The organism is Chryseobacterium sp. PMSZPI (assembly GCF_002835665.1).
Lineage (GTDB): Bacteria > Bacteroidota > Bacteroidia > Flavobacteriales > Weeksellaceae > Chryseobacterium.
In genome coordinates this window covers 170,453-192,640 of record NZ_PIZV01000051.1, presented here as the reverse complement: position 1 = coordinate 192,640, position 22,188 = coordinate 170,453, and the positions used below count along the sequence as shown (strand labels likewise).

General features: G+C 34.1%; 22 protein-coding genes and 1 pseudogene. 8 read left to right on the top strand and 15 right to left on the bottom strand.

Annotated features, from left to right (window positions below; translation table 11 throughout):
- Window positions 1-29: 29 nt before the first annotated feature.
- Window positions 30-755: pseudogene (gene lptB, locus CW752_RS10455) on the bottom strand (LPS export ABC transporter ATP-binding protein); the annotation flags it as partial.
- A 154-nt stretch (window positions 756-909) separates the two neighbouring features.
- Between lptB and CW752_RS10450 the strand changes: the two are divergent.
- On the top strand, window positions 910-1,209 hold the full coding sequence (locus tag CW752_RS10450; protein WP_101239651.1) for a TM2 domain-containing protein: 300 nt from the start codon (window positions 910-912) through the stop codon (window positions 1,207-1,209).
- Window positions 1,210-1,265: 56 nt separating this feature from the next.
- Here the strand turns inward: CW752_RS10450 and hemB are convergent, their stop codons facing one another.
- Window positions 1,266-2,255: a porphobilinogen synthase gene (gene hemB / locus CW752_RS10445; protein WP_101239650.1), complete on the bottom strand. Its 990-nt coding sequence runs from the start codon at window positions 2,253-2,255 to the stop codon at window positions 1,266-1,268.
- 118 nt (window positions 2,256-2,373) lie between these two features.
- On the opposite strand from hemB, the gene CW752_RS10440 reads away from it, so the two are divergent.
- The 3 genes from CW752_RS10440 to CW752_RS10430 all read left to right on the top strand — a co-directional run bounded on the left by CW752_RS10440 (window position 2,374) and on the right by CW752_RS10430 (window position 5,056).
- A complete protein-coding gene (locus CW752_RS10440; RefSeq protein ID WP_101239649.1) occupies window positions 2,374-2,724 on the top strand; it encodes a T9SS type A sorting domain-containing protein in 351 nt (116 codons plus the stop codon).
- Between the two features lie 105 nt (window positions 2,725-2,829).
- On the top strand, window positions 2,830-3,741 hold the full coding sequence (locus CW752_RS10435) for an ABC transporter ATP-binding protein (protein WP_101239648.1): 912 nt from the start codon (window positions 2,830-2,832) through the stop codon (window positions 3,739-3,741).
- 4 nt (window positions 3,742-3,745) lie between these two features.
- Window positions 3,746-5,056: an ABC transporter permease gene (locus CW752_RS10430; protein ID WP_101239647.1), complete on the top strand. Its 1,311-nt coding sequence runs from the start codon at window positions 3,746-3,748 to the stop codon at window positions 5,054-5,056.
- Window positions 5,057-5,277: 221 nt separating this feature from the next.
- On the opposite strand, the gene CW752_RS10425 is transcribed toward CW752_RS10430, so the two are convergent.
- The 9 genes from CW752_RS10425 to CW752_RS10385 form a co-directional block, all read right to left on the bottom strand.
- Window positions 5,278-5,946 (bottom strand): porin family protein, encoded by a 669-nt coding sequence (locus CW752_RS10425; RefSeq protein ID WP_101239646.1) that lies wholly within the window; start codon window positions 5,944-5,946, stop codon window positions 5,278-5,280.
- A 19-nt stretch (window positions 5,947-5,965) separates the two neighbouring features.
- A complete protein-coding gene (gene sucD, locus CW752_RS10420) occupies window positions 5,966-6,838 on the bottom strand; it encodes a succinate--CoA ligase subunit alpha (RefSeq protein ID WP_066698256.1) in 873 nt (290 codons plus the stop codon).
- Between the two features lie 90 nt (window positions 6,839-6,928).
- Window positions 6,929-7,831, bottom strand: a complete 903-nt coding sequence (locus CW752_RS10415; RefSeq protein WP_101239645.1) for a UDP-3-O-(3-hydroxymyristoyl)glucosamine N-acyltransferase — start codon at window positions 7,829-7,831, stop codon at window positions 6,929-6,931.
- A gap of 67 nt (window positions 7,832-7,898) precedes the next feature.
- Complete coding sequence (gene efp / locus CW752_RS10410) at window positions 7,899-8,465, bottom strand: elongation factor P (protein WP_101239644.1); 567 nt, start codon at window positions 8,463-8,465, stop codon at window positions 7,899-7,901.
- Between the two features lie 12 nt (window positions 8,466-8,477).
- Complete coding sequence (locus CW752_RS10405; RefSeq protein ID WP_101239643.1) at window positions 8,478-8,831, bottom strand: hypothetical protein; 354 nt, start codon at window positions 8,829-8,831, stop codon at window positions 8,478-8,480.
- A 7-nt stretch (window positions 8,832-8,838) separates the two neighbouring features.
- A complete protein-coding gene (gene lpxA / locus CW752_RS10400; protein WP_101239642.1) occupies window positions 8,839-9,627 on the bottom strand; it encodes an acyl-ACP--UDP-N-acetylglucosamine O-acyltransferase in 789 nt (262 codons plus the stop codon).
- On the bottom strand, window positions 9,628-11,025 hold the full coding sequence (locus tag CW752_RS10395) for a bifunctional UDP-3-O-[3-hydroxymyristoyl] N-acetylglucosamine deacetylase/3-hydroxyacyl-ACP dehydratase (RefSeq protein ID WP_101239641.1): 1,398 nt from the start codon (window positions 11,023-11,025) through the stop codon (window positions 9,628-9,630).
- Window positions 11,018-12,049 carry a UDP-3-O-(3-hydroxymyristoyl)glucosamine N-acyltransferase gene (gene lpxD, locus CW752_RS10390; protein WP_101239640.1) on the bottom strand — a complete coding sequence of 344 codons (1,032 nt, stop codon included), beginning with the start codon at window positions 12,047-12,049 and terminating at the stop codon, window positions 11,018-11,020. The genes CW752_RS10395 and lpxD overlap by 8 nt, the downstream gene beginning before the upstream one ends.
- Window positions 12,050-12,120: 71 nt before the next feature.
- Entirely contained in the window at window positions 12,121-13,347 is a 1,227-nt protein-coding gene (locus CW752_RS10385) for an HD domain-containing protein (RefSeq protein ID WP_101239639.1), read from the bottom strand.
- Window positions 13,348-13,615: 268 nt separating this feature from the next.
- Here CW752_RS10385 and CW752_RS16995 point away from each other — a divergent pair, with 268 nt between their 5' ends.
- From CW752_RS16995 to CW752_RS10365, 4 genes are all read left to right on the top strand, one after another.
- The gene (locus CW752_RS16995) at window positions 13,616-15,256 is read left to right on the top strand and encodes a S41 family peptidase (protein ID WP_101239638.1); all 1,641 of its coding nucleotides are present in this window, start codon (window positions 13,616-13,618) and stop codon (window positions 15,254-15,256) included.
- A 132-nt stretch (window positions 15,257-15,388) separates the two neighbouring features.
- The gene (locus CW752_RS10375; RefSeq protein WP_101239637.1) at window positions 15,389-16,933 is read left to right on the top strand and encodes a bifunctional response regulator/alkaline phosphatase family protein; all 1,545 of its coding nucleotides are present in this window, start codon (window positions 15,389-15,391) and stop codon (window positions 16,931-16,933) included.
- Window positions 16,934-17,044: 111 nt separating this feature from the next.
- On the top strand, window positions 17,045-17,338 hold the full coding sequence (locus tag CW752_RS10370; RefSeq protein WP_101239636.1) for a YciI family protein: 294 nt from the start codon (window positions 17,045-17,047) through the stop codon (window positions 17,336-17,338).
- A complete protein-coding gene (locus CW752_RS10365) occupies window positions 17,335-18,099 on the top strand; it encodes an exodeoxyribonuclease III (RefSeq protein WP_101239635.1) in 765 nt (254 codons plus the stop codon). The genes CW752_RS10370 and CW752_RS10365 overlap by 4 nt, the downstream gene beginning before the upstream one ends.
- A 56-nt stretch (window positions 18,100-18,155) precedes the next feature.
- Here CW752_RS10365 and CW752_RS10360 read toward each other — a convergent pair whose 3' ends face one another.
- The 4 genes from CW752_RS10360 to rimO form a co-directional block, all read right to left on the bottom strand.
- A complete protein-coding gene (locus tag CW752_RS10360) occupies window positions 18,156-18,527 on the bottom strand; it encodes a septal ring lytic transglycosylase RlpA family protein (protein WP_101239634.1) in 372 nt (123 codons plus the stop codon).
- A gap of 566 nt (window positions 18,528-19,093) precedes the next feature.
- Window positions 19,094-19,828, bottom strand: a complete 735-nt coding sequence (locus tag CW752_RS10355; protein ID WP_101239633.1) for a hypothetical protein — start codon at window positions 19,826-19,828, stop codon at window positions 19,094-19,096.
- Between the two features lie 42 nt (window positions 19,829-19,870).
- The gene (locus CW752_RS10350) at window positions 19,871-20,497 is read right to left on the bottom strand and encodes a hypothetical protein (RefSeq protein ID WP_101239632.1); all 627 of its coding nucleotides are present in this window, start codon (window positions 20,495-20,497) and stop codon (window positions 19,871-19,873) included.
- A gap of 384 nt (window positions 20,498-20,881) precedes the next feature.
- Window positions 20,882-22,183 (bottom strand): 30S ribosomal protein S12 methylthiotransferase RimO, encoded by a 1,302-nt coding sequence (gene rimO, locus CW752_RS10345; RefSeq protein WP_101239631.1) that lies wholly within the window; start codon window positions 22,181-22,183, stop codon window positions 20,882-20,884.
- Between the last annotated feature and the right edge of the window lie 5 nt (window positions 22,184-22,188).

Below are 22,188 nucleotides of genomic sequence, written 5' to 3'. Positions count from 1 at the left end.
GCATATTTTTTCTTTTTAGGCTTATCTAAAATGCTTTGATATACGAAGTTTTCACCTAAATATGCTTCTCTTACCTGTGGATCATTCGCAAGATCTTCAGGAAGTCCTTCTTTAAGGATCTTTCCTTCAAACATAATGTACGTCTTATTCGTAATGGCCAAAGTCTGTTGTACGTTGTGGTCTGTGATCAGAATTCCGATATTTTTATCCACTAAACTTCTTACAATTTTCTGAATATCTTCTACAGCAATCGGGTCAACTCCTGCAAAAGGTTCATCCAAAAGGATGAAGTTTGGACTTGTGGCAAGACAACGGGCAATTTCCGTTCTACGTCTTTCTCCTCCGGAAAGAAGATCACCTCGGTTTTTACGAACATGTTGTAAAGAAAATTCTTCGATCAGCTCATCACATTTAATCTGTTGTTCACGTTTTGAAAGTTTTGTCAATTGCAATACTCCCATAATATTTTCTTCTACAGATAATTTTCTGAAAACAGATGCTTCCTGAGCCAGATACCCGATTCCTTTCTGAGCCCTGCGATACATTGCATCAGAAGTAATCTCTTGTTTATCCAAAAATATTTTCCCTGAAGTAGGCTTAACCAATCCTACAATCATATAAAACGATGTGGTCTTCCCTGCTCCATTGGGGCCCAGCAAACCAACAATCTCTCCTTGTTGAACCTGTACAGAAACTCCTTTTACAACTTTTTTAGGACCGTATTCTTTGATTAAGTTTTCTCCTCGTAAAATCATAGGGCAAATATATCAAAAATATAAACTTTACTTATATGTTAATGTAAACTTGTTTGCATTACATGTAAACTTGTTTGCTTACCCATCATTGTAACATTTTACAATATTAAACTACTTATTGTAAAACAAATCAATTCATTATAAATACTAAGAGATGGAAAATTACGGTTACACGAACACAGAAACAGAGAACTCTCAAAATCAACAAAACAATATTCCTTATCGTTCGGAAAAGAAAATTCCTGCAGCACTATTAGGTATTCTTGTAGGTTGGCTGGCTTTGAATAAGTTTTATTTAGGATACACCAGAGAAGGTGTTATCCAACTTGTGCTTAATATTGTTACTTGTGGAATAGCCTCTGTTATTCCTTTTATTGAAGGAATTTTATACCTCTTTATGAGTGATAAGCAATTTGATGACACTTATGTGTACGGAAGAAAAGGTTGGTTATAAAATCATTTCATAAAAAAACACCTCAGCTGAGGTGTTTCTTTTTGAATATTGTTTGATTATTTATTTAAAATCATTGCTGCTTCTTTAGCAAAATAGGTAAAGATCATATCTGCTCCTGCTCTCTTGAAACAAGTAAGGTTTTCAATGATTGTTTTATCATTATCCAACCATCCGTTTTGAACAGCTGCCTTTACCATAGCATATTCTCCACTTACGTTATAAACTGCAATCGGCAGATCAATAGCTTCACGTACTTTGGAAACGATGTCTAAGTAAGGAAGTCCTGGTTTGATCATGATGACATCTGCTCCTTCTTCAATATCTTTGAATACTTCATTCAATGCTTCGCGAGAATTGTGAAAGTCCATTTGATATGTTTTTTTATCCTTTGGAACTTCCATATCATCTTTTGGGGCACTGTCTAAAGCACTTCTGAAAGGTCCATAAAAAGAACTTGCATATTTTGCAGCATAGCTTACAATTCCTACGTCTGTAAATCCACTTTCTTCTAGCGCTTCACGAATCACCTGCACTCTCCCATCCATCATATCACTTGGTGCTACAAGATCAGCACCTGCTTCAGCATGTGATACTGACATTCTTGCCAATGCATCGTTGGTAGCATCATTTAAGATTTTCCCATTTTCAATAATTCCGTCATGGCCATAGATTGAATAAGGGTCTAATGCTACATCCGGCATAACAACCATTCCCGGAACAGCATCTTTAATCGCTTTAATGGTATTCTGCATCAATCCGTTTTTATTCCATGCCTCTTTTCCAGTATTGTCTTTCAGATTTTCTGACACTTTCATGTACAAATTGACAGCTTTTACGCCTAAAGAAAATAATTCCTTACATTCTTTCACCGTTAAATCTATACTCCTCCTAAAAATTCCCGGCATCGACGGGATCGGTTCTTGCATGTTTTCGCCCTCCATTACGAAGATAGGCATTACAAAATCATCAGTTGTAAGCACATTTTCTCTTACCAAACTTCTGATAGATTCATTAACTCTAAGTCTTCTATTTCTTGAATGTATCATTTTGGAATACTTTTTGAATAAGTTTCTACAAATTTACTACAAGTTCTATAAAAAACTATTGTATGAGATTATAGAATTTGTTATATTTGTTATATATATTCGAGAAATTATAAATTTGATGAAAAAACTTTTACTTTTATTTTTATTTGTAGGCACTTTTGTTGGGTTTTCCAACAATTTACAAGCTCAGCTTAGAGAGCCGGGTTCCATCTCACAAAAATCTGACGATGGAGTAATGGTGGCCTATCCAAATCCCGCAAAGGATTACCTTATCATTAAGGCAAAGGATTCTTCTTTAAGAATCAAAAGTGTGACTTTTTATTCAATTTTGGGTATGCAAGTTGCTAATTATACGGTCAATATGAATTCTGGTGAGATTAATATTGAAAAATTAAAACCCGGAAAATATTTGATTCGATATATCTTAAGCGATAATACGCAAAAAGTTACTCAAATCGTAAAACAATAAATTAAAATCCTGATAATCATCAGGATTTTTTCTTTTACATTAATCCTGTTCAATAATTCCGTAACTTTCAGGACTTTTTTATACTAATTGTAAAAGAACAATTTAATGCTAAAAGCTGAACATATTAAAAAGACCTATAATGCCGGAAAAAAGGTCGCATTGGATGATTTCAGCATCCATGTTCCAAAGGGCAGTATTTATGGCCTTTTAGGTCCCAACGGAGCCGGAAAAACCTCTTTCATCCGCATCATCAATCAAATTACTCAAGCAGACTCCGGAGATATTTTCATTAATGGAGAAAAACTGAATCCCAATCATATTAAAGCCATCGGTTATATGCCTGAAGAAAGAGGGCTATATAAAAATATGACGGTTGGTGATCAAATCCTTTATTTTGGAGAATTAAAAGGAATGAGTAAAAACGATGCTCTGAATGAAGCCAAAAAATGGTTTGAAAAGCTGAATATCGATCAATGGTGGAAGAAAAAACTTTCAGAATTATCTAAAGGAATGGCACAAAAAATTCAATTTGTGGTCACTGTTCTTCACCGTCCGCATCTTTTGATTCTGGATGAACCTTTTTCAGGGTTTGATCCTGTAAATGCCAATTTGATTAAAGATCAGATCATCGATCTTAAAAATAACGGGACCACCATCATTCTGTCTACCCACAGAATGGAAAGTGTGGAGGAAATGTGTGATTATGTTGCATTGATAAATAATTCAAAAAAAATTATTGACGGAAGAGTTTTTGATGTAAGAGAAAGGTTTAAGAAAAACATTTTCGGTATTACTCTTTCTGAAGTGAATCATGAACAATTTGATAGCTTTAAGAATAGATATGAGATCTTCAATTTATCCAATGAAAATAATCTTATTTCTTTTGAGTTGAAAAATGAATCAGACCAAAACAATATTCTTCTGGATCTTGTGCATGTCGGAAAAGTGAGATCATTCGACGAAAGAATCCCTAGTATGAATGAAGTATTCATCAATGCAGTAAGTAATCATTCTTAATTTTATGAAAAATATTTTTTTAATTACAAAAAGAGAGTTTCTTACTCAGGTTAAGAAAAAGTCTTTCATCATATTAACGTTATTAGCCCCTCTTATGATTATTGCTTTTGGAGCAGTAATCGGATTGATGTTTAAAGCTAATGAGTCGCACAGTATCATAGAAGTTGTTGATAAAAGCGGTTTATTTACGAACCAGCTAAAATCTAATGATAAACTTGACTATGTCTTTGTTTCCGCTGCGGATGAAAAATCCAAGATCAATAATTTGAAAGGGAATGAGTCAATGGAAGGTATTCTGATTTTGCCTGAGCTCAAAAACCAAAATTTCAATGAACTTGAAACCTCTACCCGATTAATTGTTAACAGTAAAATAGGTCTCGATACTAAACAAAAAATTGTTTCTGATATTTCGAATGTTATCAAGAAAGAGAAGATCAAGCAATTGGGTATTGAAGAAGCGCAATTAGATGATCTTGATAAAAGTTTCAGTTTGAAAACCATCAATGTTGCAGATAACAATAAGGAAGATTCTGACCTTGCCTTCGGTGTAAAAACAGGCCTTAGTATGATTTTGATGTATGTTACGTTTATGTTCATCATTATCTACGGAGTCAGAGTTATGCGAAGCGTTTTAGAGGAAAAAAACAACCGTGTTGTGGAGATTATTATTTCATCTGTAAAGCCTTTCGAATTGATGATGGGAAAAATTCTGGGAGTTACATTGGTAGCTTTAACTCAATTCATCATCTGGATCACTATGTCTGTTATTGGAGCATTGGTGTTAAATACTGGATTTTCGTCCATTCAAAAGAATATTCCGGGTGGAAATGAACAAATTGCGAACAAACTTGATATTACAGAACTTGCTACTCAGATATCCCACAGCTTACTGGAAATGAACTTTCCACTCATTATTTTTGTGTTCATTATCTTTTTCCTTCTAGGATATATTTTTTATAGTTCAATTTATGCAGCAATCGGTTCTGCTGTAGACAATGAAACTGAAACCCAACAATTCACATTATTTGCTGTTCTACCTTTAATGCTAGGAATGTATGGTAGTTTCTCATTAATGAATAACCCTGATGGTCCATTGGGCTTTTGGTTATCGATCATCCCTTTCACATCGCCTGTTGCGATGATTGCAAGAATACCATTCGGAGTCCCTGCATGGCAAATTGCTTTATCTATTGCTTTATTACTGGGAACAACCATTTTTATGATATTTGTAGCCGGAAAAATTTATCGTGTAGGTATTTTGATGTACGGCAACAAAGCCACGCTAAAAGAGCTTTGGAAGTGGATTAAAGGATAAATTAAAATGTAAAGAAAGTTTAAAATAAAACGGGCAGATTTGCAAATAAGCAAGTCTGCTTTTTTTGTTTTTGAAACCCAATATACTTGTACTTTAATACGCATTCAAAAACAGAAGTAAATAGATTTTGCTTTCTCAGCTTCTTTCCTCTACCAATAACATATAAACAAAAAATCCCGAAAATTACTTTTCGGGATTTTTTTATATTCTGAATAATTATTTTATTTGAATATGTAGCTTAGCGTAAGAGCAAGAACCTGTTCAGACTTTTTCTTGTCGGTACCTCCTCTTTCTTTTGCAAGACCAGGATAAGTATCACCAAGGCCAATGTCATATTTAACAGCAACTTCTAATTGTCTCTTATAGCTATATCCTACTCCTAGTCCAATTCCCCAGTTAAAGCTTTTCGCTTTACCGTTTACTCCCGGATAAGCCGGATCAGTAACATCAGGATCGTAATAAGGTCTGCCTATCGGAGCATTTTTAACATTTTGACTTAGCAAAAAGTTAAATCTCGGTCCTACTAATCCAAAGAATTCTGATGCAGCTTCTGAAAAGTATCCTTTAAAATAGACAGGCACACTCAGATAGTTGTTAGCATATACTGCGTCGTAACCATCTTTTCCTTTAGCGTCACTATCTTTCCCTGTTTCTCCCGCACCATAGTACGAAAGTTCCGGTTGTATAAAAAATTGGTTTGCCTTTCCTACCGGGATCAGGGCCAAAGCTCCACCTTGGAAAGCGTATCTAGGGCCGGAAGGATTATGGGCATTTGCTACTCTGGAGTAGTTTAAACCTGCGGTAAGACCAAATCTGGTATTTTTCCATTGCACCTGTGCAAACGAAAGAGCAGATAAAGTCAAAGCTGAGGCTAATAAAAGTTTTTTCATATGGGTTTGGTTTTATAGATTATCCTAGAACTTTTGCAACAGTAGCACCGATATCAGCAGGAGAATCAACAACGTTGATACCGTTCTCTCTCATGATTTCCATTTTTGCCTGTGCTGTATCTTCTGCACCACCTACGATAGCACCAGCGTGTCCCATTGTTCTTCCTTTTGGAGCTGTTTGTCCAGCGATAAATCCTACAACCGGTTTAGTAGATCCACTAGCTTTGTACCATCTAGCTGCTTCAGCTTCTAATCCTCCACCGATTTCACCAATCATTACAACAGCTTCCGTTTCAGGGTCGTTGATGAATAATTCAAGAGCTTCTCTTGTAGTAGTTCCGATAATTGGGTCACCACCGATACCGATTGCAGTAGAGATACCGTAACCTGCTCTTACAACCTGATCAGCAGCTTCGTAAGTAAGGGTACCTGATTTTGAAACGATACCTACTTTCCCTTTTTTGAAAACGAATCCAGGCATAATACCAATTTTAGCTTCTTCAGAAGTAATGATTCCAGGGCAGTTTGGTCCGATTAATCTGCAGTCTCTGTCAGCGATATAAGATTTTACTTTTACCATATCAGCTACAGGAATACCTTCAGTAATACATACAATTACTTTGATACCTGCTTCAGCAGCTTCCATAATTGCATCTGCAGCGAATGCCGGTGGTACGAAAATAATACTAACGTTTGCTCCTGCTTTTTCAACAGCGTCAGCTACTGTATTAAATACCGGTTTTCCTAAGTGCTCGCTACCTCCTTTACCCGGAGTAACTCCACCTACTACGTTTGTTCCGTATTCAATCATCTGACTAGCATGGAAAGTACCTTCGTTCCCTGTAAATCCTTGTACAATTACTTTAGAATCTTTGTTTACTAAAATTGACATTTTATTGTTGTTTTAATTTATTTATTATTTTATTAATGCTCACAAATTTACTCAAATTTCTTTGATTTTGGATAAAACCTTTGGAATTGTTTATTTGAGATTTCTCAGTTTTACTTCTTTTTTCAGATACGACTTAAAATCTTCAGCAAATAACCCGATATAGGTTCCTTTTTTAAGATCTTTATTGACTCCTGCTTTGGCTAATAACACAGTGCCTTTCTCTATAGTGAGCCCTGAGGCAATTCCTACTTGCCCCCAAATCGTTACTTCGTCTTCAATGATACAGCATCCTGCGATACCAACCTGAGAAGCAATCAGACATTTTTTTCCGATAACCGTATCATGCCCAATCTGAATCAGATTATCCAAAACAGATCCTTCTCCAATTACAGTAGAGTCAGTAACTCCTCTATCAATCGTACAGTTGTTTCCAATTTCAACATGATCTTCAATGACAACATTTCCAACAGAGATTAGGCGATCAAAATTCCCGTTCAGCTTTCTATAATAAAAAGCATCTCCTCCCAATACAGTACCGGACTGAATGATGACATTATCACCAATAACGGTTCTATCTCCGATCACAACATTAGGGAAGATAAGGCAATTTTTCCCAATTTTCACATTGTTTCCAATCACTGCAGAAGGATGAATCTTTGTTCCGTCTCCAATTTCTGCATCATGAAGTTCTTCTGTGAAATTATATATTCTTGTAAAATGTGTATTGATTTTATTGAAATCCCTGAAAGGATCATCAGACACTAAAAGAGCCTTGCCTTCTGGACAATCAACTTCTTTATCAATTAAAATAATAGTCGCTGCAGAATTTAACGCTTTATCATAATATTTGGGATGGTTGACAAACACAATATCTCCCGGTTTTACCATATGAATTTCGTTAGAACCCAAAACTTCAAAGTCTTCCGGTCCCACGAATTTTGAGCCTATTAAATCTGCAATCGTTTTAAGCTTTTGCGGAGAATGAAATCTCATAACAATAGTTTTTCTTATAAAACAAAATTCGGACTGCTAATGCAAACCGAATTTATGTAAATTTTATTTATTCTTTTACTCTTTCTAAGTAGCTACCGTCTTCAGTGCTTACTTTAATTTTGTCTCCCGGTTCAATGAACAAAGGAACCATTACTCTTGCTCCTGTTTCAACGATTGCGTTTTTAAGAGCGTTTGTTGCAGTGTTTCCTTTTACACCTGGATCAGCCTCGATAACGTCAAGATATACTGATTGTGGAAGTTCAGCAGAAAGAGGCGTTTCATCAGCTTCTTTCAAAATGATGGTTACTTCTTCACCAGCTTTCATAAACTGAGCGTTCTCAATCATTTCTTTGTTGATGTATAACTGAGAGAAATCGTCATTATTCATGAAGTGGAATCCATTCTCGTCATCATAAAGATATTGGAACTTTCTGGTAATTACTTTTACTTCGTCAATTTTGTGCCCTGCAGAGAAAGTATTATCAATTACTTTACCGTTGGTTACTGACTTTAATTTTGTTCTTACGAAAGCAGGTCCTTTTCCTGGTTTTACGTGAAGGAACTCGATTACTTTAAAAATATCATTGCTATACTCGATGCAAAGCCCTTTTCTGATATCGTTGCTTGTTGCCATTAATATATTATATTACTTATTTAAAATTATGTTTAGAACGGACTCAATTCTGTCACGTGGTGTTTCATTTATTTTTATCCTTCCAAATTCATTTTCAAAAACATTTTCGTTAGATTTAAAATAATCTACTTCTTTTTTAAAACCATTATTTTTAACATAAACAGCTTTTAAACTTTGATTGATATTCAGGTTTGTGTTTTTCACTAACTGATCTGTCAAAGTATCTTGTTTTTGATGGATACTGAACGAATTCAAATATTTCATATCCTGAGTCAAATTTACAGTATCTCCCTGCAATTTTACTTGACCAAAAGCCCAACCGGTTGAAAGTAAAATAAAACTTAATATGAAAAGGATTCGTATCATATTGTTATTACTCTTTACCTGTTCCGTACCCTTTTACAATACCTCTCGGGGAGTTTTGAATGAATTGTAAGATTTCATCTCTTTCAGCGGTAGGAAGCATTTCTTTTTCAATATATGCTAAAGCTTGAGAAACATTCATTTTCATCTGGAAAATAGCTCTGTAAATTTTTTGGATTTCAAAGATTTTTTCATTAGAAAATCCTCTTCTTCTTAAACCAACAGAATTAATACCTGCATAAGAGATTGGGTCTCTCGCTACTTTTACGTAAGGAGGAATATCTTTTCTGATCAGGGAACCTCCTGAAATCATTGTATGTTTTCCGATTTTACCAAACTGTTGAACAGCTGACAAACCACCCATTACTGTAAAATCACCGATCTCCACATGTCCTGCAATACCACAACCATTAGCGATAATTACATTATCTCCGATGATACAGTCGTGAGCCACGTGCGAAGTTGCCATAATAAGACAGTTACTTCCTACTTTCGTATATCCTAATGCTTTTGTTCCTCTGTTGATGGTAACACATTCTCTTAAAGTCGTATTATCTCCAATAATGGTTTGTGTATCTTCTCCATCAAACTTTAAGTCCTGAGGAATTGCAGAAATTACTGTTCCGGGAAAGATTTTACAATCTTTTCCGATTCTTGCCCCCTCCATAATGGTAACATTGGGACCAATCCATGTACCTTCTCCAATTTCTACATCTCCTGCAATTGTAGTAAATGGTTCTACAATTACATTTTTGCTGATTTTCGCACGTTTATCTACGGCTGCTAACTGATGAATCATTTAATCAACTTTATTTTTTGCAACTTGAGCCATTAGCTCCGCTTCTACTGCCACTGTATCTCCTACATATCCGTACCCTTGCATGTGAACGATACCTCTTCTGATAGGCTCTATCAATTCAATTTTGAAAATAATAGTATCACCCGGAACTACTTTTCTCTTGAATTTCACTTTATCTATTTTGATAAAATAAGTAGAATAGTTTTCCGGATCCGGAACACTTGCCAGCACCAGAATACCTCCGGTTTGGGCTAGTGCTTCCACTTGAAGAACTCCTGGCATTACAGGCTCTTTAGGGAAATGTCCAACGAAGAAAGGTTCATTCATTGTAACATTTTTCAATCCTACTACATGTGAATCTGAAAGTTCAAGAACTTTATCGATCAATAAGAACGGGGGTCTATGAGGCATTAACTTCATAATTCCGTTGATATCAAACACCGGCTCTTTAGTTAAATCAAAATCAGGAACATTTTTTTTCTTCTGTAATTTCCATTGACGGTTCAGCTTTTTAGCAAACTGCGTATTTACATAATGTCCTGGTTTATTAGCAATAACTTTTCCTTTGATTTTCACCCCGGCTAATGCCAAGTCACCAATTACATCTAGTAATTTATGTCTTGCAGCTTCGTTAGGATAGTTTAGGTTTAGGTTATCCAAAATACCATTTGGTCTGATAGAAACGTTATCTTTTCCAAATGCTTTTTTCAATTTTTCTGTAGTTTCCGGAGTAAGATCTTTATCTACATATACAATAGCATTGGAGATATCTCCTCCTTTGATCAATCCATGATCTAAAAGCATTTCCAATTCGTGCAGGAAACTGAATGTTCTTGCAGAAGAGATTTCATCTTTAAACTCAGAAATATTTTTAAGAGTAGCATTTTGGGTTCCCAATACTTTGGTTCCAAAATCTACCATAGTCGTTACTTCGTATGTATCTGAAGGGATAATTGTAATTTCCGAACCGGTAGCCGGATCACTATAAGTAAGAACTTCTTTTACTACCAGGTATTCTCTGGCTACACTTTGCTCTGTAACCCCTACACTTTCGATAGCTTCCACAAAGAATTTTGAAGATCCATCCAAAATTGGAGGCTCAGAGGCATCCATTTCTAAGATTGCGTTATCAATATCACAACCTACTAAAGCTGCTAAAAGATGTTCACAAGTTGTAATCTTTACTCCCAGCTTTTCTAATGTTGTTCCTCTTTCTGTTGCTACAACATAATTTACATCCGCCTCAACCTGAGGATGTCCCTCAAGGTCTGTTCTTACAAATACAAAACCTGTGTTTTCTTTTGCAGGTTTAATGGTAAGTTTTACTTCTCTACCAGTATGAAGACCAATTCCAGAAAGAGTTACCTCTTTCTGAAGTGTTTTTTGCATATCACTCATTAGTATTATCTTTTGAGTTATTCTCAAGATTATTTATTCTGCTTACAATTTCAGTAAAATTTCTGAAATGAACATAATTCCTTAGATAATCATTATAGCTGATTGCAGGAGAACCATATAATGTTTCTTTATCATTAACGCTAGAATTCACACCACTCTGAGCCTGAATTTTCACTTGATTTCCGATTTTAATATGTCCTACAATTCCTACCTGACCTCCGATTTGATTCCAGTCTCCAATGGTTGTAGAGCCTGCAATTCCTGCTTGGGCAGCGATTACGTTATTTTGACCAATTTTTACGTTATGGGCAATTTGAATCAAGTTATCGATTTTTGTTCCTTTTCCAATAATGGTAGAGCCTATTGTAGCTCTGTCAATACTGCAATTAGAACCAATTTCAACATCATCTTCAATAATAACATTCCCTAATTGTGGGATTTTTTTAAATCCATCTGCTGTTGGCTGAAAACCAAATCCATCTCCACCTATCACTGTATTGGAATGAATCACACAATTATCACCGATAATGCAGTAATCATAAATTCTGGCTCCACTGTCAATTTTACAGTTTTTACCAATTTTCACTCCTTTTCCGATATATACATGTGGATAGATTTGTGATCCCTCACCGATTTTAGCCTTTTCAGAAACATAAGTAAATGCTCCGATATAAGCTTTATCACCTATCACAGCTGTGTCATGAATAGAAGAACCATTTTCGATACCTTCTTTTCTTCCCTTCATTTCCTGATATAGATTCATCAGAATTTGGAAAGAAAGATAAGCATCTTTCACAACGATTATAGTAGGGTTGTAATTATTTTTAGCCAGAAGTTTTTCCGAAACAATAATAACGGAGCATTTTGAGGTATCCAAAAAATGAGAGAAACGATCTTGTGCTATAAAAGAAAGATGTCCTGATTCTCCATTTTCAATTGGTGAAACCCCTGTAATAAGTGCGTTCTCGTCACCTATTATTTTTCCGTCAATAAAACTTGCAATTTGCGAAGCTGTAAATTCCATATTCTGCAAAGATAAGAAATTCTAGAATTTGCAAACACGTTTTGGTTTGAGATCGTAAATTTTAATAATTTTTAAGAATCTATTTGTGAAATATCTCTTGGGAACATGAGGATATATCTTGTTGTTTTATGAACCATTAACCCTGACAAAAGCTGATCTTCCGACTCGTGTAGTCTCGTTTTTTTACCATTTTTCTGCAATAGATAGATAGGCTGTTTCTCTGTATTGTAAGGTAAGAGTTTTCTTTTAATCTCATGAACAAGTGCCATACCATTATCAATATCAAAAAATTTATTAGTCTTTTCTATTTTTTCTTTAATAATTTCTTCATCAAATGGATGTGACGAAATAATTGTTTTTGGAAGATTTCTTCCGATTACACATTTACACCAGTATGATAAAATGAAGTCATCAGAATTTTGCCATTCTTTCATAGCCTGAATAATATCATTATCATCAAGTTGTGTAAATCGTTCTATATCCTCATCGGTTGCAGAACTTTTTCCTCTGTATAAGAAATATTTGAGATTTTCTGTAGCCGGAAGCTGATGCCCTTGAGAAACCAAATATTTTGCTCTTTCCAGGATTTTAACCAAAAGAAATTCGGCCAAAGCAGATGTCTTATGGTAATAAACCTGCCAGTACATAAACATTCTGGCCGTTAAAAAATTTTCAATAGAATAAATTCCCTTTGCATCGATAACCAATTCTCCTTCTTCACAAACATTCATCATCGAAATAATCCTCTGGGTATTGATATTCCCCTCCGATACTCCTGTAAAAAAGCTGTCTCTTTTTAAATAATCCAATCGATCAACATCAAGCTGGGAGGAAATAAGCTGATTGAAAAATTTTCGATGATATTTTCCCTGGAACATTTCAATCGCAGTAGATAATTGCCCATCAAACTCATCATTTAATTTATTCATCAACAATAAGGAAAGATTTTCGTGGTGCCAGTCGTCCATTAGCATACTTTCCAAGGCATGAGAGAATGGACCATGACCAATATCATGCATCAAAATTGCCAGCATTGCTCCTTTTTCTTCTTCTTCAGAAATTTTAACACCTTTCTGTTTCAATGTTTCCAATGCAGTAAACATGAGATGCATCGCTCCCAGGGCATGGTGAAACCTAGTATGCGTAGCTCCCGGAAATATCAGATTCAAAAGACCGGTCTGCCCTATCCTTCTTAATCTTTGAAAATAGGGGTGCTCAACAATATCAAATAAAATTTCGTGTGGAATTTTAATAAACCCATGAACGGGATCATTGATTATTTTTAGCTTATTCTGCATTGAAACGTCAAATATTAATAAACAAAGTTAGGCATTTTAAATGGGAAGGATAATTAAATTAGTATTAAAAGGCCGGAGACTGGAAGTTATTGAGTACAATGGGTATGGATGATTGGGCTATATTCTGAATACTTAATATATTATTTTTTATAATATTGACCATCATAACCTTTTTTTTCAGGTTTTTTACTTTATATTATTATTCAAAAGCATTGTATTTATTACACTAAAAATTTATCTTTGATATAAAAACACATAATAACCTTTAATGAGAAAATATACTCTCTTCATTTTATTATTTTTTAGTTTACATTTCTCCGCACAAGCTTTATCCGAAACCCAGAAACTGGAATCTCTTTGTAGGGTTTGGGGATTTCTAAAATATTATCACCCTAATGTTGCCAAGGGAAATTTAAATTGGGATCATCAGCTTTTTCAAAAAATTAAAGAGCTTGATAACATTCACGACAAAACAGGTTTAAATATCTTGTATTCCAACTGGATAGACGATCTTGGAAAAATTGCACCATGTAGAGTATGTTTAAAAGAGAATAAAGAAGTTTATTTTTTAAAAAACTTTGACCTTAGCTGGATTGATCATCCTAATATATTCACAGAAGATGTCGCTCAAAAGCTTCATTATATTCAAAATAATAGAAACATTGGGGACAATTATTATCTCGGGAAAGGAGGAAGAAAAATCTATTTTAAAAATGAGAATTCTTATGGTTCCGGCTTCTCGTCCCAATCCATCTCTTTATTTGAATTATTCAGATATTGGAACTATGTTGAATATTTTTTTCCCTATAAATATAAAACCGATCAAAACTGGAATGATGTTTTAACAGAAATGATTCCAAAGTTTCTGGCGATTAATAACGACGAAAACTATCAATTAACCTTAGCCGAATTGGTAACCAAGACCGATGATTCTCATGCATTTCTTTTCTCCAGACTCATCAGTCTCAATCAATATGGAAACAAGAAAATTCCGGTAGAATATTCATATGCCGAAGGGAAATTAGTCGTTACAAAAATTAACAGCAATTCGTTCCATGAAGAAATTCCCTTACAAACAGGAGATATCATTTACGATATTAATGGCAAAACCATTCCTCAAATGGTCAACGACTTTGGGAAATACGTTCCGGCATCCAACTCTTGGGGAAAAATAAAGAAAGTTAAGAACCTGTTCCTTTTCAGCAATGAAGATTCCATTTTTGTAAAAATTGAAAGAAATGGGCAAAATATGGAGATTACAGCTAAAACCTATTTTGTTAAAGATATTATTACTGAAAAAAGTCTTACTCCTGAAAAGTGGAAATTCATAGACAACGACAAAAAGATTGGTTATGTCAACATGGGAATTATTGAAAACCAGGACCTTGATGAGATGTATCAAAACCTAAAATCGACACAATCCATTATTTTTGATCTCAGAAACTACCCTAAACAAACCATCAGACCTTTAAGCGAACTCTTTCTTCCGGAAAAAACGATTTATTATCAGTTTACTTTTCCTGAAACCGATTATCCCGGCAAATTTTACAGCAGAAAAAACAGTATTGGCAAAAAAAATCCGAATTATTATAAAGGAAATGTTATAGTTTTGGTAGATGAAAATACACAGAGCCAAGCTGAAACAACAACGATGATGTTTAAACAACATCCAAAAGCCAAAATAATTGGAAGTAATACCTCAGGAGCTAATGGTGACATTATTAAATTTAAAATTGCTGATCTGGAAACCAGTTTTTCCGGTCTTGGGGCTTATTATCCTGATGGAAGAGAAACACAAAGAATAGGTATTATTCCCGATATCATTGTAAAACCTTCTGTTATAGGAATAAAACAAGGTAAAGATGAAGTTCTGGAAAGAGCTTTGCAATATATAAGGACCAATGAATAAATATTGTAAAAATGATGAAAGATTTTATTACTTTTCATTTAACTAATATTTAACTTTTAATCTCTCTATTTTGTGAGATTTTAAAAGGATTTGGTCAACATTTTGATACAATAACCATGTAAAAAATAAATTATGTCAGAAAAGATATTATGGATCGATGATGAAATAGATTTACTTAAACCTCATATCGTATTTTTAGAAAAGAAAGGTTATCAGGTAACTCCTGTTAACAATGTGAATGAGGCTTTGGAACTTATGGATTCAGAGAAATTTGCTTTAACGCTAATTGATGAAAATATGCCCGGCATCTCTGGCTTGGAAGCTATTCCTATGATTAAGGAAAAAGACAACTCCCTTAAAATAGTAATGGTAACCAAAAGTGAGGAAGAGCACATCATGGAAGAAGCTATCGGTTCCCAAATTGCAGATTATATTTTAAAACCTGTAAATCCCAACCAAATATTACTTTCATTAAAGAAGAACCTTCAGCAGGACAATTTGGTGGAACAAAAAACGATTTTACAATATCAACAGGAATTCCGAAACCTTTCGATGGAACTTTCTTATCTAAGAACGTATCAGGATTGGGCTGAATATTATAAAAAAATTCTTAGCTGGGAAATCAAATTTGATAAAGTAGCAGACAATGAGTTTGCCGATCTTTTACAATCACAGAAAGAAGAAGCAAATATTCAGTTTGCTAAGTTCATTGAAAAAAATTACGAAAATTGGCTTACTGATTCTGATAAACCTATCATGAGTCACACGCTTTTCAAAGAAAAGGTAAAACCTGAAGTTGAAAAAGAAAAAGTTCTTCTTCTAATGGTTGACAACCTTCGTTATGACCAATGGAAAGTAATTGAACCATTATTTACAAAATATTATAATAAAGTATCTGAAGATTATTATTACAGTATTCTTCCTACCGCCACACAATATGCAAGAAACTCGTTCTTTGCCGGTTTAATGCCATCAGAAATTGAAAAACGCTTTCCTGACAAATGGTTTAATGACAATGAAGAAGGAAATAAGAATGAATTTGAGCGTGATTTCCTTGAAGATCAAATGAAAAGAATTGGTCTTGGATCCAAATCCATGAAATACCTCAAAGTCTTGAATGCCGATTTTGAAAGGAAAATCTATGATGATTTCAATCAGCATAAAAACAATGATCTTTTGGTGATTGTATACAACTTCATCGATATCCTGTCACACGCAAAAACTGATAATCATATTGTAAATCAGCTTATCCGTGATGATAAAACTTTCCGTTCTCTTACATTCAACTGGTTTGAAAATTCTTCTTTAATGAAGATTATCAAAACGGCAGCAGAAAATGGTTATAAACTAGTGATCACTACTGATCACGGAACTGTATATGTAAAGAAACCAAGCAAAGTTGTAGGTGACAGAGAAACATCTACCAATATCCGATATAAAACCGGTAAAAGTTTAACGTATGATGATAGTGATGTTTGGGCGATCACCAATCCGGAAAAGCTATTTCTTCCCAAAGGAAATTTAAGTTCTAAATATATTTTTGCTAAAAATAATATATTCCTGGCTTATCCAAAGAATTATAATCACTTTGTAAATTACTATAAAGAAACCTACCAGCATGGAGGAATTTCACTGGAAGAGTGCATTATTCCTATCAGTATTTTAGAACCCAAGTAGTTTTTTTCATAGTTTATTTAATTTTGGGTTTAAAGCGGGAAAAATCAATTGATTTTTCCCGCTTCTTTTTTTATAATCTTAAAGAGTTCATATCTTCGTAAAAAATAAATCATGTTTATTATTTCACTCACTTATAAAACACCTCTTGAAAGTGTTGAAATTCACATTCCGGAACACAACAATTTCCTTCAAAAGTATTATGATTCCGGACATTTTATTACTTCGGGAAGAAAAGAGCCCAGAACCGGTGGTATCATCATATCTAACGCACAATCAAAAGATGAAGCAGAGCAAATCATCAAAGAAGATCCTTTCTATATCCACCACATAGCGGATTATGAAATTATCGAATTCATTCCTTCTAAGCACAATGAAAATTTTAAATCCTTTATAAAAGACTCATGAGATTAATTACATACAACGTCAACGGAATCCGGGCAGCATTCACTAAAGATTTCTTAGGCTGGCTAAAGACCACCGACCCTGATATTATCAGCATTCAGGAAAGTAAAGCAGGAAATGATCAAATTGATATTGAAAGCCTTGAAAAATTGGGCTATCATAGCTATTGGCATTCAGCAGTAAGAAAAGGCTACAGTGGTGTCGGAATTGCCTCAAAAATTAAACCTAATCACGTAGAGTATGGATGTGGTATTGAAAGTTATGATAATGAAGGCAGAATTATCCGTGCAGATTTCGATGGATATTCTGCTATTTCAGTGTATGTTCCTTCCGCCTCTAATATTGAGAGGTTAGATTTTAAAATGCAGTTTTGTCACGATTTTTTAGATTATATCAAAAACTTAAAAAGGGAAATTCCTAACCTTATCATATCTGGTGATTTTAATATTTGTCACGAAGCTATCGACATTCACGATCCAGTCCGTTTAAAAAATGTTTCCGGATTTCTTCCTATGGAAAGAGAGTGGATGACTAATTTCATCAACGAATGCGAATTAATCGACAGTTTCAGGTTTTTCAATAATGAACCGGATAATTATACCTGGTGGAGCTATCGACAAAATTCCAGGGCAAAAAATAAGGGTTGGAGGTTAGATTACAATTTTACCACCTATAGTTTAAAAGATAAGCTTAGCAGAGCCGTTATTTTAAAAGAAGCTGTACATTCTGACCATTGTCCTGCTTTATTAGAATTAGACGTTTAAATCTACAAATAAAAAAACCAGCTGAATCAGCTGGTTTTTAATTTTAAATCATAAGATTAATCGACAATTTCATATTCGACTGGAATAGTACCATGGTTGATATCTCCAATCTCGTCGAACGCAGCTTTAGACATGTCTAAAGATCTTGATGAATGGTAAGGTCCTCTGTCATTAATTCTCACTATTACTTCTTTACCATTTCTAAGGTTAGTTACCTTAACGTTTGTTCCAAATGGAAGCGTTCTGTTTGCTGCAGTAAACTTTGAGTTATCAAAAATTTCTCCGCTAGCGGTTTTTCTACCGTTAAATTTATCGTGGTAGTACGATGCATAACTTGTTTTTTTCGCATCTAAGGCATTATTCGTAAAGGAATAAACACCTAAGGTTGAAATCATCATTATGATTACGAGAATGAATCTTTTCATCACTTTGAACTTTTATTGGTTTTGACGGAGCAAATGTATCAGGAATCTTTTAAAGTCCCCAGTCGAAATGTTAAAAACAGTTAATAAAAACCTAAATAAACGTTAACTATCTTTGTAACCTCCTATTAATAGGCAATTTAAAGCATACTGTTAAAAAACGTTAAAAAAACACCTTAAAAGTTAACATAATTAACTAATTTGTGCATAATTTTAAAAAACATATTTCACAAATAACTGATTAACAGTATTTTAGAAAAATTTAATATTTTGAATAAAAAAAGATTAAATTTAAAAATGAATTAATTTATCACCCAGCAAACAAACTCATCCGAATATGCAAAAAGAGCATTAAGTCCAGAAATGAAGGTATCTTTTTATTAATTCAAATATTAGACCTAATCTATTTAAACTTCAATTCAATAGAAGAATGGATTACGTCAATATTTATTAACCGGAAAAGAATAAAAAATATTCTGATTAACTAATTTAATTGTACTATTCCTCTACAAAAAACAAAAAACCAATGAGAGGGAACTCATTGGTTTTATATGTAATTAAATATTAATTTATTATTTTAAATATTCCAATACGTAGTCATAAGTATCAGCAGGATAAACTACTGACATACTTGGAGAACCTGTAACAGCGTTACCAGCTCCTGTTCCAAGAGTATAAGAATATAAACTTCTGTCATATACTATGTTTGTACCAGCTTTATAGATTGTAATACCATACATAGCTGTCATTCCTGTAGGAGAAGGAATATTAACAGCAGTAGAAGTACCACTAGCTGTGAAAGTTCCTTTGATAGCATATACCTGAGCGTTATTTACTAACGTATTTGTAATCGTTTCAGTTGGAAGAATATTTACTTTATTGTTAATAGCCGCACTACTTCCCATTGGTAACCATTTACCCGCCGCTGTTGTATAATTACCAGGTCCAGCTGTAGGGTTGGAGAAGTAATAGAATCCAGGAGTAACCGCTTGAGTACCAGATCCTGAACCAGTTGCAGGTGTATTACCTGTAGCTGTATTATATACGATCATACCATCGTACCCAGTAGGAAAGTTCAAAGCTCCTGTATTTGGGGTAGCAAAAGTAAAAGTAGTAAGGTCGGTTCTAGGAAAAGAAATACCTTTACCTAAATTTGTAGAACCTGAAAAACCGTTGGCAGAAGCATCTAAAAATACAGATTGTCCAGCTACAGTAGCACTAATAGCATTATTTGATCTGATTTGTGCAAAAGTAGTATTTGAAATAGAAACGACTGCAAGTAAAATTGTTGTAATGTAAAACTTCATAATGATGTGTTTTTAAAATTAATTTAAATACTTAAATAAATACTAGAATCCGTTATAGCTATACCAGTTAGTCCCATCACAAATGTAAGATAAAGATCCTCCAGATTGGATAGGAGAAATAGTAGCTGTACTATGAGCCCCACTTATACTAAAGCCAGGTCCGTTTGTAGCATCAATAAAAGTAATAATTTTACCGTTCGTTTTAGTCAAAGTAGCTAAATTGAATGTCACATTTGAAGTAACAACAATTGCGTTACCTAAATCTGCATCAGAAATTGTAGCCGCAGTTTGTGCTCTTACAGTCATACCAGCTGGAGCAGCACCACCTCCTATTGGCTTCCATTCTGGAACACTATTATCAAAATAATAGAATCCTGGAGCAGTGATTTTGGTAGTTCTGGGCGTATTACCAGTTCCAGCTGTAATAAATACTAGAGCTCCGTTTTGAGGAGCAGCATAAGTTCCAGAAGTATTGTCTTTCGCCAATAAATCTGTTGCAGTCATACGAGGGACCAATACGGCATCAGGCCTTGAATTGTCAGATATAGTAGCTACTACATCTAAAGTTGCAGCGGGTGTGGTTGTGTTAATCCCTACACGTCCTTGCTGAGCCTTGGAAAGTGCCGAAAGGCAAACCAGCATAGTTGCTGTTAATAAAAATTTTTTCATAAGTTTTTAAAGATTTTAATTACATTATTTTTTCATCAATATTTTCCTAAAAGGAAGATGCATATCAACTTGTGATTATGATCTTGAAGCTAAGATACACAAAAATATGTATTATCATCGTGTTTTCTAACTACAATTTATCAAATAACTTGCCGAAAAGCATATGAATTAAAAAATTGTTTCTGCGCAAATTTAAGACATAATTTTCGAATTTACCTACTTTATGAAAAGAAAATTGAAAGATCTTAAAACATAAAAAATACAAAATACTGAAAATCAACAACATACAAACAAATAGAAAGAAACTATTTATATTAATTTTAATTAACTTCTTTTTATTACGTACACAAACTCAATATGTTATTTAGTAATATTATATTTATTTTACACTAATTCTCCATATAAATCGAATTCTTCAGCTGATGTAATTTTAACTTCAGCAAATTCACCTATTGAAATATAAGTTTCTTCTGCAGCTACCAGTACAGTATTGTCTACATCCGGCGAATCGTATTCGGTTCTTCCTATGAAGTAGTTTCCTTCTTTACGATCAAATACGCATCTGAATATCTTTCCCACTTTTTCCTGGTTTTTTTCCCAGGATATTTGTGATTGTAATTCCATGATCTCCTCTACTCTGGCTTCTTTTACTTCTTGTGGAATATCGTCTTCTAGTACATAAGCTGTAGTATTTTCTTCATGAGAATAAGTAAAACAACCTAATCTGTCAAACTTTTGTTCTCTTACCCAGTCTTTCAATTCCTGAAATCTTTCTTCTGTTTCTCCCGGATACCCTACAATCAAGGTCGTTCTAATGGCCATATCCGGAACTTTTTCTCTGAATTTAGCTAAAAGGGCATCTGTCTTTTCGTGAGTTGTTCCTCTCTTCATTGATTTTAAAAGATCAGAATTAATATGTTGAAGAGGAATATCTATATAATTACAAACTTTAGGTTCTTCTCTAATGATATCTAATACATCTTCAGGAAAACCACTTGGAAAAGCATAATGAAGACGAATCCATTCTATTCCTTCTACTTTCACCAATTCTTTCAGAAGATCTCCAAGCGCTCTTTTCTTGTACAAATCCAACCCGTAATAAGTAAGATCTTGTGCAATAAGAATCAATTCTTTTGTTCCTTTTTTAGCTAGCTTTTGAGCTTCAGAAACTAATTTTTCGATAGGAGTAGAAATGTGTCCTCCTCTCATCAAAGGAATAGCACAGAAAGAACAAGGTCTGTCACATCCTTCTGAGATTTTTAGGTAAGCATAATGTTTAGGAGTAGTTGTTAATCTTTCTCCTACCAACTCATGTTTGTAATCTGCTCCTAAGTGTTTCAACAGAACTGGAAGATCTCTAGTTCCAAAGTATTGATCAACATCCGGAATTTCTTTTATCAAATCCGGCTTATATCTTTCTGAAAGGCATCCTGTAACGAATACTTTTTCTACTTCACCTCTGTTTTTTGCTTCTACATAATCAAGGATCGTATTAATAGATTCTTCTTTAGCATTATCTATAAATCCGCAGGTATTGATGACCACAATATCACCGCGATCTTCGTGAACCACTTCTTTGCCATTGGCTTTCAATTGGCTCATTAATACTTCGGAATCGTATACATTCTTAGAACATCCAAGAGTAACTACATTGATTTTCTTCTTCCCTACAGATTTTGTGCGCATCTTTT